Annotated in this window: 12 protein-coding genes; 7 read left to right on the top strand and 5 right to left on the bottom strand. The window is 71.3% G+C overall.

Annotation, left to right across the window (positions count from 1 at the left end; genetic code table 11):
• Nucleotides 1–156 precede the first annotated feature (156 nt).
• The 4 genes from LADH09A_RS20490 to serA all read left to right on the top strand — a co-directional run bounded on the left by LADH09A_RS20490 (nt 157) and on the right by serA (nt 5,726).
• Nucleotides 157–2,040, top strand: a complete 1,884-nt coding sequence (locus LADH09A_RS20490; RefSeq protein WP_238647092.1) for an acetolactate synthase large subunit — start codon at nt 157–159, stop codon at nt 2,038–2,040.
• Between the two features lie 81 nt (nt 2,041–2,121).
• Nucleotides 2,122–2,637, top strand: coding sequence for an acetolactate synthase small subunit (gene ilvN, locus LADH09A_RS20485; protein WP_088946549.1), 516 nt, complete (start codon nt 2,122–2,124; stop codon nt 2,635–2,637).
• A 93-nt stretch (nt 2,638–2,730) separates the two neighbouring features.
• On the top strand, nt 2,731–3,744 hold the full coding sequence (gene ilvC, locus LADH09A_RS20480) for a ketol-acid reductoisomerase (protein ID WP_238647091.1): 1,014 nt from the start codon (nt 2,731–2,733) through the stop codon (nt 3,742–3,744).
• A 383-nt stretch (nt 3,745–4,127) separates the two neighbouring features.
• Nucleotides 4,128–5,726 (top strand): phosphoglycerate dehydrogenase, encoded by a 1,599-nt coding sequence (gene serA, locus LADH09A_RS20475; RefSeq protein WP_238647090.1) that lies wholly within the window; start codon nt 4,128–4,130, stop codon nt 5,724–5,726.
• 75 nt (nt 5,727–5,801) lie between these two features.
• Here serA and LADH09A_RS20470 read toward each other — a convergent pair whose 3' ends face one another.
• Both LADH09A_RS20470 and LADH09A_RS20465 read right to left on the bottom strand, forming a co-directional pair.
• Nucleotides 5,802–6,158 (bottom strand): hypothetical protein, encoded by a 357-nt coding sequence (locus tag LADH09A_RS20470; RefSeq protein ID WP_238647089.1) that lies wholly within the window; start codon nt 6,156–6,158, stop codon nt 5,802–5,804.
• Between the two features lie 450 nt (nt 6,159–6,608).
• A complete protein-coding gene (locus tag LADH09A_RS20465; RefSeq protein WP_238647088.1) occupies nt 6,609–7,451 on the bottom strand; it encodes an FAD:protein FMN transferase in 843 nt (280 codons plus the stop codon).
• Nucleotides 7,452–7,680: 229 nt separating this feature from the next.
• Between LADH09A_RS20465 and LADH09A_RS20460 the strand changes: the two genes are divergently transcribed.
• A complete protein-coding gene (locus LADH09A_RS20460; RefSeq protein ID WP_238647087.1) occupies nt 7,681–8,712 on the top strand; it encodes a 3-isopropylmalate dehydrogenase in 1,032 nt (343 codons plus the stop codon).
• A 163-nt stretch (nt 8,713–8,875) separates the two neighbouring features.
• A complete protein-coding gene (locus LADH09A_RS20455; RefSeq protein WP_238647086.1) occupies nt 8,876–9,973 on the top strand; it encodes a branched-chain amino acid aminotransferase in 1,098 nt (365 codons plus the stop codon).
• 146 nt (nt 9,974–10,119) lie between these two features.
• Here LADH09A_RS20455 and LADH09A_RS20450 read toward each other — a convergent pair whose 3' ends face one another.
• Complete coding sequence (locus LADH09A_RS20450; RefSeq protein ID WP_238647085.1) at nt 10,120–10,875, bottom strand: tyrosine-protein phosphatase; 756 nt, start codon at nt 10,873–10,875, stop codon at nt 10,120–10,122.
• Between the two features lie 56 nt (nt 10,876–10,931).
• Nucleotides 10,932–11,390, bottom strand: coding sequence for a PRC-barrel domain containing protein (locus tag LADH09A_RS20445; protein ID WP_238647084.1), 459 nt, complete (start codon nt 11,388–11,390; stop codon nt 10,932–10,934).
• Nucleotides 11,391–11,705: 315 nt separating this feature from the next.
• Here LADH09A_RS20445 and cimA point away from each other — a divergent pair, with 315 nt between their 5' ends.
• A complete protein-coding gene (cimA, locus tag LADH09A_RS20440) occupies nt 11,706–13,289 on the top strand; it encodes a citramalate synthase (protein ID WP_238647083.1) in 1,584 nt (527 codons plus the stop codon).
• Nucleotides 13,290–13,512: 223 nt separating this feature from the next.
• On the opposite strand, the gene LADH09A_RS20435 is transcribed toward cimA, so the two are convergent.
• Nucleotides 13,513–14,526, bottom strand: coding sequence for an endonuclease/exonuclease/phosphatase family protein (locus tag LADH09A_RS20435; RefSeq protein ID WP_238647082.1), 1,014 nt, complete (start codon nt 14,524–14,526; stop codon nt 13,513–13,515).
• Between the last annotated feature and the right edge of the window lie 188 nt (nt 14,527–14,714).

The following is a 14,714-nucleotide window of genomic DNA, read 5'->3' as shown; positions in this document are numbered from 1 at the left end:
CTTACCTGAGCGCACTCTCCCACCTGAGAGTGCGCTGGCCCCGTGCATCTGCACGAGGGCCGTTTTTATTGCCATCGGAACCTGGCGACGCGAGCCCCGCCCGTGTCGCATCGCTTGACTAGCCACCAGCCACTCCAGCCGAAGGCCAGAACCGTCATGACGAGACCCACGCCTGAGACCCTCGCCCACACCGCCCGCCGGGCCCGCGCGGCCGCCGACCCGTCCGTCGACGTCGACCCGGCCGCCGCACGCGGCGCGGCCACCCCGGCCGTCCCGGCGGTACGACCCACCGCCTCGGCCCAGGTCTCCGGGGCCGGCTCGCTCGTGCGGTCCCTCGAGGCGCTCGAGGTCGACGTCGTCTTCGGCATCCCGGGCGGCGCGATCCTGCCGGCGTACGACCCGCTCTACGACTCCACCGTCCGGCACATCCTGGTGCGGCACGAGCAGGGCGCCGGGCACGCGGCGACCGGGTACGCGCAGGCCACCGGCAAGGTCGGCGTCTGCATCGCCACCTCCGGCCCGGGCGCGACGAACCTGGTCACCCCGATCGCCGACGCGTACATGGACTCGGTGGCGATGGTGGCGATCACCGGGCAGGTGGCCAGCCCGTTGATCGGCACCGACGGCTTCCAGGAGGCCGACATCCAGGGCATCACCCTGCCGATCACCAAGCACAACTTCCTCGTCCAGAACGCCGAGGAGATCCCGCGGGTGCTGGCCGAGGCGTTCCACCTGGCCAGCACCGGGCGACCCGGTCCGGTGCTGGTCGACATCCCCAAGGACGTGCTCCAGGCGCCGACCACCTTCAACTGGCCGCCGACCCTGGACCTGCCCGGCTACCGCCCCACCCTGCACCCGCACGGCAAGCAGATCCGGGAGGCGGCGCGGCTGATGGCCGGTGCCCGCCGGCCGGTGCTCTACGTGGGCGGCGGCGTGCTCAAGGCCGGTGCCACCGATGGGCTGCGCCGGCTGGCCGAGCTGACCGGCATCCCGGTCGTCACCACGCTGATGGCGCTCGGCGCGTTCCCCGACTCTCATCAGCAGCACCTGGGGATGCCCGGCATGCACGGCACGGTCGCCGCGGTCTACGGCCTGCAGAAGGCGGATCTGATCGTCGCGTTGGGCGCCCGGTTCGACGACCGGGTCACCGGCAAACTGGACTCGTTCGCCCCGGACGCGACGGTGGTGCACGCGGACATCGACCCCGCCGAGATCGGCAAGAACCGGCACGTGGACGTGCCGATCGTCGGCGACGCCAAGCACGTCATCGACGAGCTGATCGCCGCGGTGACCGTCGAGCGGTCGGCGGGTCGCAGCACCGACCTGGGTGACTGGTGGACCCAACTGGACGACCTGCGCAACCGCTACCCGCTGGGCTACGACGAGCCGTCCGACGGCACGCTCTCCCCGCAGTACGTGATCAAGCGCCTGGGCGAGATCGTCGGTCCCGACGCGATCTTCGTGGCCGGGGTGGGTCAGCACCAGATGTGGGCGTCCCAGTTCATCTCCTACGAGAAGCCGTACACCTGGTTGAACTCCGGTGGCCTCGGCACGATGGGCTACGCGGTGCCGGCGGCGATGGGCGCCAAGGTCGGCAAGCCGGACACGGTGGTCTGGGCGGTGGACGGTGACGGCTGCTTCCAGATGACCAACCAGGAGCTGGCCACCTGCGCGTTGGAGGGCATCCCCGTCAAGATCGCCGTCATCAACAACGGCAACCTCGGCATGGTCCGGCAGTGGCAGACGCTGTTCTACAACGAGCGCTACTCCAACACCGAGCTCGGCACCCACAAGCACCGCATCCCCGACTTCGTCAAGCTCGCCGAGGCACTGGGCTGCGTCGGTCTGCGCTGCGAGAACGCGGACGACGTCGACAAGACCATCGCCGCCGCCATGGAGATCAACGACGCCCCGGTGGTGATCGACTTCGTGGTCGGCAAGGACGCGATGGTCTGGCCGATGGTCGCCGCCGGCACCAGCAACGACGAGATCATGTTCGCCCGCGGCGTCCGCCCGACCTTCGACGAGGATGACATCTGACATGAGTGAGCACAGCGAACGAATCAGCAGGCTCAGCCCTGCCCACGGTCGTGGCGCGACCGAGCGAAGCGAGGCCGTGGCATGACGATGCACACCCTGTCCGTGCTCGTGGAGAACAAGCCCGGCGTGCTCGCCCGGGTCTCCGGCCTGTTCTCCCGGCGCGGGTTCAACATCGACAGCCTCGCCGTGGGTGAGACCGAGAACCCGGACGTCTCCCGGATCACCATCGTGGTCAACGCGGAGTCGTCCCCGCTGGAGCAGGTCACCAAGCAGCTGAACAAGCTGGTCAACGTGCTGAAGATCGTCGAGCTGGATCCCCAGGTCTCGGTTGCCCGTGAGCTGCTGCTGGTGAAGGTCCGCGCCGACAGGTCCGCGAGGTCCCAGGTGCTGGAGACCGTCAACCTGTTCCGCGCCCGGGTCGTCGACGTCGCACCGGACACGCTGACCATCGAGGCCACCGGCACCCCCGACAAGCTCGACGCGCTGCTGCGCGACCTCGAAGCCTTCGGCATCAAGGAGATGGTCCAGTCCGGGCTGGTGGCGATCGGGCGCGGCTCGCGTTCGATCACCGCCGGTCCCGCGCTGCGGGCCGCCTGACCGCCACCGGTCGGCCCTGGCGGGCTGCCCCGAACCCATCCACACAGACCACGACGGGCCGCCCCGGCCGTCGTACGAAAGGGAAGTTTTCTCATGAGCGTTGAGGTGTTCTACGACGACGATGCCGACCTCGGCCTGATCCAGGCCAGGAAGGTCGCGGTGATCGGCTACGGCAGCCAGGGTCACGCCCACGCGCTGTCGCTGCGTGACTCGGGCGTCGACGTGGTGATCGGTCTGCCGGAGGGCTCGAAGAGCCGCCCCAAGGCCGAGGAGCAGGGCTTCCGGGTCCTCACGCCGGCGCAGGCCTCCGCCGAGGCCGACGTGATCATGGTGCTCGCACCGGACACCGCCCAGCGCGGCATCTACACGGAGTCGATCGCCCCGAACCTCACCCCGGGCAAGGCCATCTTCTTCGGCCACGGCTTCAACATCCGGTACGGCCTGATCACGCCTCCGGCCGAGGTGGACGTGGCGATGGTCGCGCCGAAGGGCCCCGGTCACCTGGTCCGCCGCCAGTACGCCGACGGCAAGGGCGTGCCCTGCCTCGTCGCCGTCGAGCAGGACGCCAGCGGCAACGCGTTCGCCCTCGCCCTCGCGTACGCCAAGGGCATCGGTGGCACCCGCGCCGGCGCGATCAAGACCACCTTCACCGAGGAGACCGAGACCGACCTCTTCGGCGAGCAGGCGGTGCTCTGCGGTGGCGCCTCCGCGTTGGTGCAGACCGGCTTCGAGGTGCTCACCGAGGCGGGTTACGCCCCGGAGGTCGCCTACTTCGAGTGCCTGCACGAGCTGAAGCTCATCGTCGACCTCATGTACGAGGGCGGCATCGCGAAGATGCGGTACAGCATCTCCGACACCGCCGAGTACGGCGACCTCTCCCGCGGCTCGCGCATCATCGACTCCCGGGTCAAGGACGAGATGCGCAAGATCCTGGGCGAGATCCAGTCCGGCGAGTTCGCCCGCGAGTGGGTCGCCGAGGACGAGGCCGGCCGGCCCAACTTCACCAAGTGGCAGGCCGAGGGCGCGGCGCACCCGATCGAGGAGACCGGCAAGAAGCTGCGCGGCATGATGAGCTGGGTCGACCGCCCGATCACCGAGACCGCCTGACGCGTCCTGCTCCACCGACGGCCCCGGGTCGGCGCTCTCCCCAGCGTCGCCCAGGGCCGTCGGACCATGTGCCACCCCGCCCCGCCCCGGCACGCGCTTCGCCCGCCAACGGGCGGGCGCGCCATCGAACGCGGTGCGCCGGTGCGGGTGGGACGCCTTGTCGCCGGGACCGTTTCGGCCCGGTGAACGGTCGATGTCCAGCACCCGACCGGGCGTGTGAGGGCCCTCACCCCGAAGACCGGAACATGCCGGGCAGCAAGGCCCCTACGATCGCCTGTAGGTGCAGCAGCCGGCACCTGACGGCCACGGCACGGATCAGCGCAGGGTGCAGTGCGGCGCCCCGCCGCCCGGGCCGATCGCAAACACGACCTCTACGAGGACCGATGAATCCTGTCGTACTGATCGCCGAAGAACTCGCCCCCGCCGCCATCGAGGTGCTCGCCCACGACTTCGACGTCCGTCACGTCGACGGCACCGACCGTCCGGCCCTGCTCTCGGCGCTCTCCGAGGCCAACGCCGTCATCGTGCGCAGCGCGACCCAGATCGACGCCGAGGCGATTGCCGCCGCGCCGCGACTGAAGGTGGTCGCCCGGGCGGGCATCGGACTGGACAACGTCGAGGTGCCGGCCGCCACCGCGCGGGGCGTCATGGTCGTCAACGCGCCCACCTCCAACATCGTCTCCGCCGCCGAGCAGGCCGTCGCGCTGCTGCTGGCCGTCGCCCGCAACACCGCGAGCGCCAGCTCCGCGCTCAAGGCGGGGGAGTGGAAGCGGTCGAAGTACACCGGCGTCGAGGTGCAGGGCAAGACCGTCGGCGTCGTCGGGCTCGGTCGCATCGGGGTGCTCTTCGCGCAGCGCATCGCCGCGTTCGGCACCCGGCTGATCGCGTACGACCCGTACATCCAGCCGGCCCGCGCGGCGCAGCTCGGCGTACGTCTGGTCGGCCTGGAGGAGCTGCTGCGGGAGAGCGACTTCATCTCCATCCACCTGCCGAAGACGCCGGAGACGGTGGGTCTGATCGGTGAGAAGGAGCTGGCGATCGTCAAGCCCGGCGTTCGCATCGTCAACGCCGCCCGTGGTGGGCTGGTCGACGAGCAGGCGCTCGCGAACGCCATCGCCGAGGGTCGGGTCGCCGGCGCCGGTGTCGACGTGTACAGCAAGGAGCCGTGCACCTCGTCGCCGCTGTTCGCCTTCGACAACGTGGTGGCCACCCCGCACCTGGGCGCCTCCACCCACGAGGCGCAGGACAAGGCGGGTCTCGCCGTGGCCAAGAGCGTCAAGCTGGCGTTGCAGGGCGAGTTCGTCCCGGACGCGGTCAACGTGCAGGCCGGTGGCGTGGTCGCCGAGGACGTCCGGCCGCTGCTGCCGCTGGCCGAGAAGCTGGGTCGGGCGTTCACCGCTGTCGCCGGTGGGGTTGCCGCCAGCGTCACGGTCGAGGTGCGTGGCGAGATCGTCAGCCACGACGTGTCGGTGCTCAAGCTCGCCGCCACCAAGGGCCTGTTCAGCTCGGTGGTCGAGGAGCAGGTCACCTACGTCAACGCCCCGCACCTGGCGGCCGAGCGTGGCGTCGAGGTCACCCTGGCGACCCTGGCCGAGACGGCCGAGCAGCCCACGTTGGTGACGGTGCGTGGCGCGCTGCCGGATGGTCGTACGGTCAGCGTCTCCGGCACGGTCACCCACTCCGGTGCCCGCGACGTCCTCAAGCTGACCGAGGTGGACGGCTTCGACGTGGAGATCGGCGCGGAGGGCATCCTGCTCTTTCTGCGCTACGCCGACCGGCCCGGCGTCGTCGGCACCGTCGGCACCCTGCTCGGCGAGTCGGGCATCAACATCGCCGCCATGCAGGTGGCCCGGCGTGAGGCGGGCGGTGAGACGCTGATGACGCTCACCGTCGACCAGGCGCTCGGGGCGGACCTGCTGACCTCTGCCGCCGACTCGATCGGCGCCACGTCGGCCAGCGCCGCCGACCTGCGCGACGAGTAGTAGACGACGAACACTGTGGGGGGCCTGGCGATTCGCCGGGCCCCTCGTCATTTCCTGGCCGTGCCGCCGGTCAGGTCAGCCGTGAAGCCGGGCCGGGGGCGGGTAGACCGAGCCGTCCTGCGGGTCGAAGAGCATCAGCCCGTGCTCGCCGGCCAGCCGTTCGATGTCCAGCAGCACCTGGTCCGCGCAGGTCGGGTGCAGGTTCAGCTCGACGTGATCGTGGGCGGCGTGCAGCGGCGCCACCGCCCACGGGCTGTTCGGGCCGGGGTGGCGGTCCGGATAGGAGGCGGTGATGGCCCGGTAGAAGCTGACCACCCTCGGGTCCGGGTACCGGTCCACGTGTCGCCCCCGTCGGCAACCGTCGACCGCTGTCCGTACGTCCTCGGGCGTCGCCCCGTCCTCCAGGGCCCACACGCTCAGATCGAAACTCACGGCGGACAGCGTGCCATCCGTCGTTCACCGTGTCGAAACTGCCTCGCCGCCCGGCCAACCACCGGATACCGCAGCTCCGGTCACGACGGTCCGCTGTGGAGACTCTTGCGTCGAGTTGCGTCGATTCGCTAGCGTACGTGCTGCGGTCACTGGCCGAGTTCGAGGCGCCGGCCCGTCTTCGGGTGGCGCGGTCGACGTCCGGCCCGACCGGTCCGCACCCCTCGATTGTGCGAGCCACGCGCACTCGTCGCTGACCGGCCCCCACGGTCGTTGCCGAGACCGTGGGGGCCGATCGCATCGGCCCGACCGGCCGTCGATCACCGGGGCCGGCGGGGGTTCGCCGGCAGATCACCGGCCGAGGTGCGCATCGGGCCCGAGCGCCGCGGGGAGACGGGCTCGCCGTGACGACGTTCCTCAGCGTCGGTGTGCGGATCAGCTTCCGTGTGCGACTCAGCGTCGGTGTGCGAAGAGCGCGCGATAGTCGGAGTTGCCACGGAACCACGACAGGCCGGTGGGGCCGGCCGCGTAGAGCGCGGTGGCGTAGGCGTCGGCGACGGTGAGGTCGGGGCCCACGACGGTGGCGGCGACGAGCTGGTCGGTCGGTTCACCGGTGTGCGGGTCCACCACGTGCCCCTGCCGTCCGGACACCCCGGAGGTGCCGACCGCTCCGGCGGTCATCTCCAACACCAGCGGGGCGCGCTCGGGTGCGGTGGGGTGGTGCACCGCCACCCGCCAGGGCCCGCCGTGCGGCGCGTGACCGCGCACGACGAGGTCGGCGCCGGTGAGCACGGCGTAGTCGTGGATGCCGGCGGCGCGAAGTCGCTCGGCGGCGCGTTCGACAGCCCAGCCGCCGAGCAGACCGCCCGGGTCGAAGCCGCCGGGCACCGCCCAGGCGTCGAACCACCCGTCGGTGGCGGCGCGCATGGCCGCGCAGCGGTCCACCAGGTCGGCCAGTGGCGGGTACGAGTCGGGGCTGATCTCGCCCCGACGTAGGCGCGAGACCAGGCTCTCCGGCCGGTTGGGACCGTAGGTGAGATCGATGGCGCGCAGCTCCGCCACGCTGTCCCGCAGTGCCTCGCCGACGCCCCGGCGGCCGAGCCACGCGGGGGCGTTGAGCAGGAGGGTGTATTCGGCGGTCGCAGTACGAACGGTGTGCTGCACCGCGATCCGGTCGTCGGTGGCGGCGGCCGGGTCGATGCGGTGTCGGCGGCTGCCGAGTCGGAGGTCCGGTCGGCGGTTGCGGAACGCGGACGGGTCCGGCCAGCGGGTCCTCGGCTGCTCGTCGATGCGCATCGCATCTGCCCCCTCGCGCTTGGCGTCGCGTCGTCGCGACCCCGATGGTCGGCAGGCCCCCGTGACCCGCTGACCACCACGGTATGCAGCGGACATGACCGCCCCATGAGTCTCAGCTGAGAGGGTGCTGTGCATCCCAGCGTCCCAGATAATGGAAGGCGCGTACCGGGAGGCGGGACAGCGACGTACCGTTGCCCGGAGGAGAACCGTTGAGCAGAGGAGTGCGGTCGTGGCGCGGATCGCGGTGGTGGCCGGGGACGGCATCGGGCCCGAGGTGGTCGCGCAGGCCCGCAAGGTCCTCGACGCGGTGCTGCCCGACGTGCAGGCCACCGAGTACGACCTCGGCGCCGCCCGCTGGCACCGTACCGGAGAGGTCCTGCCCGACTCGGTGCTGACCGAGCTGGCCGGGCACGACGCGATCCTGCTCGGCGCGGTCGGTGACCCGACGGTTCCGCCGGGTGTGCTCGAGCGAGGGCTGCTGCTCAAGCTCCGGTTCGCCTTCGACCAGTACGTCAACCTGCGCCCGTCCCGGCTCTGGCCCGGGGTCGCCGGCCCGCTCGGCAACGTCAAGCCGGGCGAGGTCGACCTGGTGGTGGTGCGTGAGGGCACCGAGGGTCTCTACGCCGGGGCCGGTGGTTCGTTGCACCGGGACACCCCCGCCGAGGTCGCCACCGAGGAGAGCCTGAACACCCGGCACGGCGTGGAGCGGGTGATCCGCGACGCGTTCGCCCGCGCCGGCCGCCGGGAGCGGCGCAAGGTCACCCTGGTGCACAAGACCAACGTGCTCACCCACGCCGGGTCGCTGTGGTCGCGCACCTTCGACGTGGTCGCCGCCGAGCACCCGGACATCGCCACCGAATACCAGCACGTCGACGCGGCGGCCATGTTCCTGGTCACCCAGCCCCAGCGCTACGACGTGGTGGTCACCGACAACCTCTTCGGCGACATCCTCACCGACATCGCCGCCGCCGTCACCGGTGGGATCGGGTTGGCCGCCAGTGGCTGCATCAACCCCGAGGGGGCGTACCCCTCGATGTTCGAGCCGGTACACGGCTCGGCGCCGGACATCGCCGGGCAGGGCATCGCCGACCCGGTCGCCGCGGTGCTCTCCGCCGCGTTGCTGCTGGAGCAGCTCGGGCACGCCGAGGCCGCAGCGAGAGTCAACGCGTCGGTCGCCGTCGAGCTGGCCAGCCGTACTCCGGGCGTGACGCTGCGTACCGAAGAGGTCGGCGACCGGCTCGCCGCCCACGCCGTAGCCTGACCGCCCCGGCCCCACCAGCGACCGGCCCGGCCTCGGCTCGGCCGGGCCGCCCTGTCTCGCCCGACCGGCGCTACCCGCTGAACGACCGTTCGGGGTAAGTTTCTGGCACAGCCAAGTCGGTGTGCGATTCCGCACGCCGTTGTCCCGCAGGGAGGTCAGCGCGATGAGCGGTGGTGACAAGCTCGACTTCGAGATCCGTCCGAATACCGCACCGGTATCCGCCGCCGACCGGGCCGCCCTGCTGGCCAACCCCGGTTTCGGCCGCGTCTTCACCGACCACATGGTCACGGTCCGTTACGCCGATGGCAAGGGCTGGTACGACGCCCGGGTCGAGGCACGCGCCCCGATCCCGATGGACCCGGCCAGTGCGGTCCTGCACTACGCGCAGGAGATCTTCGAGGGGCTGAAGGCGTACCCGACGGCCGACGGTGGCGTGACGATGTTCCGGCCGGACGCCAACGCCGCCCGTTTCGCCACGTCGGCGCAGCGGATGGCGATGCCGGTGCTGCCGCCCGAGGTGTTTGTCGACTCGCTGCACAAGCTCATCGAGATCGACCGGGAGTGGATCCCCACCGACGAGCACGGCAGTCTCTACCTGCGGCCGTTCATGTTCGCCAGTGAGGTCTTCCTCGGTGTCCGCCCGGCCAACGAGTACCTCTACATGGTGATCGCCTCACCGGTCGGCGCGTACTTCACCGGCGGGGTCAAGCCGGTCACCGTCTGGGTCTCCCCGGACTACACCCGGGCGGCGCCCGGTGGCACCGGCGCGGCCAAGTGCGGCGGCAACTACGCCGCGTCGCTGGCCGCCCAGGCGGAGGCCATCGAGGCCGGCTGCGACCAGGTCGTCTTCCTCGACGCGGTGGAGCGCCGGTTCGTCGACGAGCTGGGCGGCATGAACGTCTTCTTCGTCTACGACGACGGCACGGTGATCACCCCACCGTTGACCGGCACGATCCTGCCGGGCATCACCCGCGACGCCATCCTCACGCTGGCCGGCGAGGCCGGGCACCAGGTCGAGGAGCGGCCGGTCAGCTTCGCCGACTGGCAGGCCGATGCCGCCAGCGGTCGCCTCCGGGAGGTGTTCGCCTGCGGCACCGCCGCGGTGGTCACCCCGATCGGTGGGGTCCGCTTCCCGGACGGCGAGTTCCTGATCGGTGGCGGCGAGCCCGGCCGGGTCACCATGGCCCTGCGTCAGCAGCTGGTCGACATCCAGCGTGGCCAGGCCGCCGACCCGCACGGCTGGGTGCAGCGGGTCCTCTGACATCCGGCACTGCGCCGGCCCGGGACGGGCCGGCGCAGTGGGACCGGCACGACGTCTGGAGCCGCGACGCCCGGAGCCGCGACGCCCGGGACCGCGATTCCCGAGCCGCGATTCCCGGTGCCCTCGACCGTCGCAACCTCGGCGGTCTACGTGTCGGTGGGCTCGGCGAGCAGGTGGTCGCGGAGGGCCGCGAGCTGCTCGTCGGTCACCCCGGCGTGCCGCAGGTACGCCTCGACCGAACCGTGCCCCTCGCGCAGCTCGTCAAGGAAGATCTGCATCGCCTCGGCGGGTGAGGCCAGGAACGGGGCCGGGACGTCCACGCCGTCCGGGTTGATGGAGGCCAGCCACGCGCTGTACCGGGCCGACGCCTCGCTGCTGAGCGCGTAGTCCGCGGTGATGTCCGCGTCATCCACGCCCAGCACGGCGAGGGTCAGCGCGCAGACGATGCCGGTGCGGTCCTTGCCGGCGACGCAGTGCACCACGACCGGGGCGTTGGCGGAGTCGGCGATCAGCCCGACGGCCTCGGCCAGCCCGGCGGTGCCGGTCTGGGCCAGGGCGGCGTACCGGTCCGCGAGGTATCGGGCCAGGCTGGCGCCCTCCTCGTGCGGCACGCCCGCCCAGTCGTCGTGTTCCGGGTGGATGTGCCGGTAGGTCAGCCCCTGGTATGCCGGCACCCGGCCGTCCCGCTCCACCTCGGTGGGGCGGCGCAGGTCGATGACGGTGCGGATGCCGATCGCGACGAACGCGTCCCGGTCCTGTTCGGTGAGGCGGTGCAGCGAGTCGGAGCGGTAGAGCCGACCCCGGCGTACGGGTCGACCGCCGTGACCGAGGTAGCCGCCGGCGTCGCGGAAGTTGAAGGTGGCGGGGAGCGGGATCTGTCGGCTGTCGTCGATGGCGTCCACGCCCTCACGGTAACGGCCGGTGGGTTCGCGCCCCACCGGCCGTCGGGGCCGAACCGTCAGCGTGCCGTGCCGGGCGGAAGCGCACCGTACGTCTCGTCGTAGTAGCCGCCCAGCTGATCCCGGTAGCTCGGGTCGCTGTGGCTGGTCTCGTCGTACTCCGGGGCGGCCTTGATCTGGTCGCGGGTCCGGTCGACGGAAACGGTGCGCTGGTCGTGGTCGACCTGGTTGACGGTGCCGGCCGGCAGCATCACCTTCTTACCGAAGATCCAGGGGCCGGTGTCCACGACCAGGTAGCTGCCGCCCACCTCGTGGCTCGCGCTGTCGATCTTGCCGATTCCACCGTCGCTGGCCTCGACCTTGTAGCCGACCAGGTCGGCGTCGGCCACCCCGGCCTGGTCCCGGTAGCGCCAGGGGTCGAAAGTGCCGGCCGGCGCGCCGCCGGGCACCGTGCCCTGGTCGCCACCGCGCAGCGGGTCCGGCCCGGCGTGGGTGGCGTGCGGATCGATCCTGTCCATGCCGTTCACTCCTGACTGTCGCCGATCGTCTCGACGTAGGTGGGTGCGTCCCCGCAGGAGCTACCCGGCCGCCGGGGCCCGGAAACGGCGAGCGACCGAGCCTGGGGTGCGGCGACATCCCGGCTGAGACCACCCTCCGTGACTGTCCCGCTATGTGGATTGTTCCTCCCAGATCCAGGGGTGGGGTGGCAGAGTGGCGATCGTGACCAGCACCGCCCTGATTATTGCGACCTAGCGCGCCGGCCCCCCTCCGCCGAGCGCGCAGACCTCCCGCATCCGCGGGAGGTCTTTTTGTTGCTCCGAGAAAGGATCCTGATGACGTTCCAGGTCTTCGACACGACGTTGCGCGACGGCGCCCAGCGCGAGGGGCTCACCTACTCGGTGGTCGACAAGCTGGCCGTGGCCCGCCTGCTCGACGAGTTCGGCGTCGGCTTCATCGAGGGGGGTTGGCCGGGCGCGGTGCCCAAGGACACCGAGTTCTTCCGCCGGGCGCGCACCGAGCTGGACCTGCGGCACGCCGTCCTGGTCGCGTTCGGTGCCACCCGCAAGGCCGGTGTCGCGGTCGCCGACGACCCCCAGGTGCGTGCCCTGCTGGACGCGCAGACACCGGCGGTGGCGCTGGTCGCCAAGGCCGACAGCCGGCACGTCGAGCGCGCGCTGCGCACCACCGGCGCGGAGAACCTGGCGATGATCCACGACACCGTCAGCCACCTCGTCGGCGAGGGCCGACGGGTCTTCGTCGACGGCGAGCACTTCTTCGACGGATACCGGCACGACCCCGCGTACGGCGCGGCGGTGGTGCAGACCGCGCTGGCCGCCGGCGCCGAGCGCATGGTGCTCTGCGACACCAACGGCGGCATGCTGCCGTCCCAGGTGAGCGCCGTGATCGGTGACCTGACCGACCGGCTGGGGATCGACGCCGGTCTGCTCGGCATGCACGCCCAGAACGACACCTCCTGTGCGGTGGCCAACACGATCGCCGCCGTCGAGGCGGGCGTCCGCCACGTCCAGGGCACCGCCAACGGGTACGGCGAACGCCCCGGCAACGCCGACATCTTCGCGGTCGTCGCCAACCTCCAACTCAAGCTGGGTATGCCCGTCCTACCGGAGGGCTGCCTGGCGCAGATGGTGCGGGTCTCGCACGCCATCGCCGAGATCGCCAACATCGCCCCCGACACCCACCAGGCGTACGCCGGGGCCGCCGCCTTCGCTCACAAGGCGGGGCTGCACGCGAGCGCGATCAAGGTCGACCCGTTGCTCTACAACCACGTGGACCCGTCGGTGGTGGGCAACGACATGCGGATCCTGATCACCGAGATGGCCGGCCGGGCCAGCGTCGAACTCAAGAGTCGTGAGCTCGGCCTGGACCTGGCCGGCAGCCCGGAGACGCTGACCCGGGTCACCAAGCGGGTCAAGGAGTTGGAGGCGGGTGGCTGGTCCTTCGAGGCCGCGGACGCGTCCTTCGAGTTGCTGGTCCGCTCCGAGTTGCCGGAGGGCAGCCCGGCCCGACCGTTCACTCTGGAGTCGTACCGGGTGCTGGTCGAGCACCGCGAGGACGGCGCGGTGGTCTCCGAGGCGACCGTCAAGATCCGGGTACGCGGTGAGCGGGTGATCGCCACCGCCGAGGGCAACGGCCCGGTCAACGCGCTCGACGAGGCGCTACGGGTGGGGCTGGCTCGGCACTACCCGCAGTTGCGCGACTTCGAGCTGGCCGACTACAAGGTTCGCATCCTGGAGGGCAGCCACGGCACCGGCGCGGTGACCCGCGTGCTGCTGGAGACCGCCAACGGCACCGGCCGGGACTGGACCACGGTCGGCGTGCACCCCAACGTGGTCGAAGCCAGCTGGCACGCCCTGGTGGACGCCCTCACCTACGGCCTGGCCCCCACCACCGTCTAACCCCAACCCCAACCCCAGCCCGACCCGCGCCACCCCGTCGATCATGGACTTGTGGTGGTTGACAAAACGGGATCCGGTGGCCAAAACGCCCACCACAACTCAATGATCGACAGGGGCTGGGGCTGGGGCTGGGGCTGGGGCTGGGGCTGGGGCTGGGGCTGGGGCTGGGCTGGGGCTGGGGCTGGGCTCAGGTTGGGGTGGCGGGCGGCAGTCGCGGGCGGGGCTAGGGGATGGGGAGGGTGACGGTGGCCAGGACGGGGCGGTGGTCGCTGCCGGGCAGGGCGAGCACCTTCACCGATCGGACCGCGATGCGCCGGTCGACGAGCACGTGGTCGATGGTGACCGGTGGGATGAGGTCACCGTCGTACGGGCCCCAGGTGCCGGTCAGGCCCTCCCCGGTGGCGTCGGCGGCGTCGACGTAACCGGTGTTCAGCAGGGCCCGCAGGGGACTGTGGTCGAGGGTGGCGTTGAAGTCCCCGGCGAGGATCTGCAGGCCGCCGTCCGGGGTGGCCGGCGGCTGAGCTGTCAGGTCGGCACGCCAGGCGCCCACCTGATCCACCGCGTACGGCGCCGAGGGGTGGGCCGACTCCACGCGGACCGGGGGCGCGCCGGGGACGGCCACCGTGCCGTACGCCTGGGTGAAGCCCCAGCCGTCGAGGTTGCGCCGGACGCCGACGTCGGTGAGCGGCCACCGCGAGTAGAGCCCGGAGCCGGGTGTGCCGATCTCCGGGTTGAGTTGCCGGTGCGGCAGCAGCCGGTCGAGGCCGAGTCGGTCCAGGGCCGCCTGCGCGTCCGGGGTGAACTCCTGCACGGTGAGTACGTCCACCTCGTACCGTCGGACCAGCTCGACCAGTGTCTCCGCGTCGCCGGCGCCGGCGAGCAGGTTGGCGGTGAGCAGCCGGACGGTCGGCCCGGCCACCGTCGGCTGCGCGGAGGCCAGCGCCCGGGGTGCCACGGCACCGAGCAGCGCCACCGCCGCCACTGCCGCGAGGGCCGCCGGCCACCAGCGCCGCAGGGCGAGTGCGAGGGCGAGGGCCAGCACGCTGAAGCCGGCGACGTACGGCGTGAAGGCGAGCGCCTGCACCAGCGGCCCCCGGTCCAGGCCGATCAGCCGGAGGGTGGCCCAGAGGGCTGTCGGGGCGACCGCCAACCAGCAGACCGCCGTGCCGACCCGAGCGCTTCGGTGCGAACCCGGCGCGGGCGCGGGTGGGGGCGTTGGCGGAGCGTCGACGATCATGGCGATGATCCTAGTTCAGAGCCCCGAAGCAATTTCGTGAATGGTGATGCGCTCATCTTTCACAATTCCCTGACGGCTGATTGACAGCTCGACAAAGTGAGATCAACTATTGACTATCGGCTTTTTTCGGTGCTACGTTCCATCTGGCTTAAACGACGCAACTCTGAGTAGTAATACCAGCTCAGATG

The organism is Micromonospora cabrerizensis (assembly GCF_022230955.1).
Taxonomy (GTDB): Bacteria; Actinomycetota; Actinomycetes; order Mycobacteriales; family Micromonosporaceae; genus Micromonospora; species Micromonospora cabrerizensis.
Note: the sequence above shows the minus strand (reverse complement) of the source record. Positions and strands in the feature narration are given on the sequence as shown.

Excerpts from the sequence above, each read along its gene's own strand:
- LADH09A_RS20490 (WP_238647092.1), top strand. The coding sequence starts at position 157 with ATGACGAGACCCACGCCTGAGACCCTCGCCCACACCGCCCGCCGGGCC.
- ilvN (WP_088946549.1), top strand. The coding sequence starts at position 2,122 with ATGACGATGCACACCCTGTCCGTGCTCGTGGAGAACAAGCCCGGCGTG.
- ilvC (WP_238647091.1), top strand. The coding sequence starts at position 2,731 with ATGAGCGTTGAGGTGTTCTACGACGACGATGCCGACCTCGGCCTGATC.
- serA (WP_238647090.1), top strand. The coding sequence starts at position 4,128 with ATGAATCCTGTCGTACTGATCGCCGAAGAACTCGCCCCCGCCGCCATC.
- LADH09A_RS20465 (WP_238647088.1), bottom strand. The coding sequence starts at position 7,451 with ATGCGCATCGACGAGCAGCCGAGGACCCGCTGGCCGGACCCGTCCGCG.
- LADH09A_RS20455 (WP_238647086.1), top strand. The coding sequence starts at position 8,876 with ATGAGCGGTGGTGACAAGCTCGACTTCGAGATCCGTCCGAATACCGCA.
- LADH09A_RS20445 (WP_238647084.1), bottom strand. The coding sequence starts at position 11,390 with ATGGACAGGATCGATCCGCACGCCACCCACGCCGGGCCGGACCCGCTG.
- cimA (WP_238647083.1), top strand. The coding sequence starts at position 11,706 with ATGACGTTCCAGGTCTTCGACACGACGTTGCGCGACGGCGCCCAGCGC.
- LADH09A_RS20435 (WP_238647082.1), bottom strand. The coding sequence starts at position 14,526 with ATGATCGTCGACGCTCCGCCAACGCCCCCACCCGCGCCCGCGCCGGGT.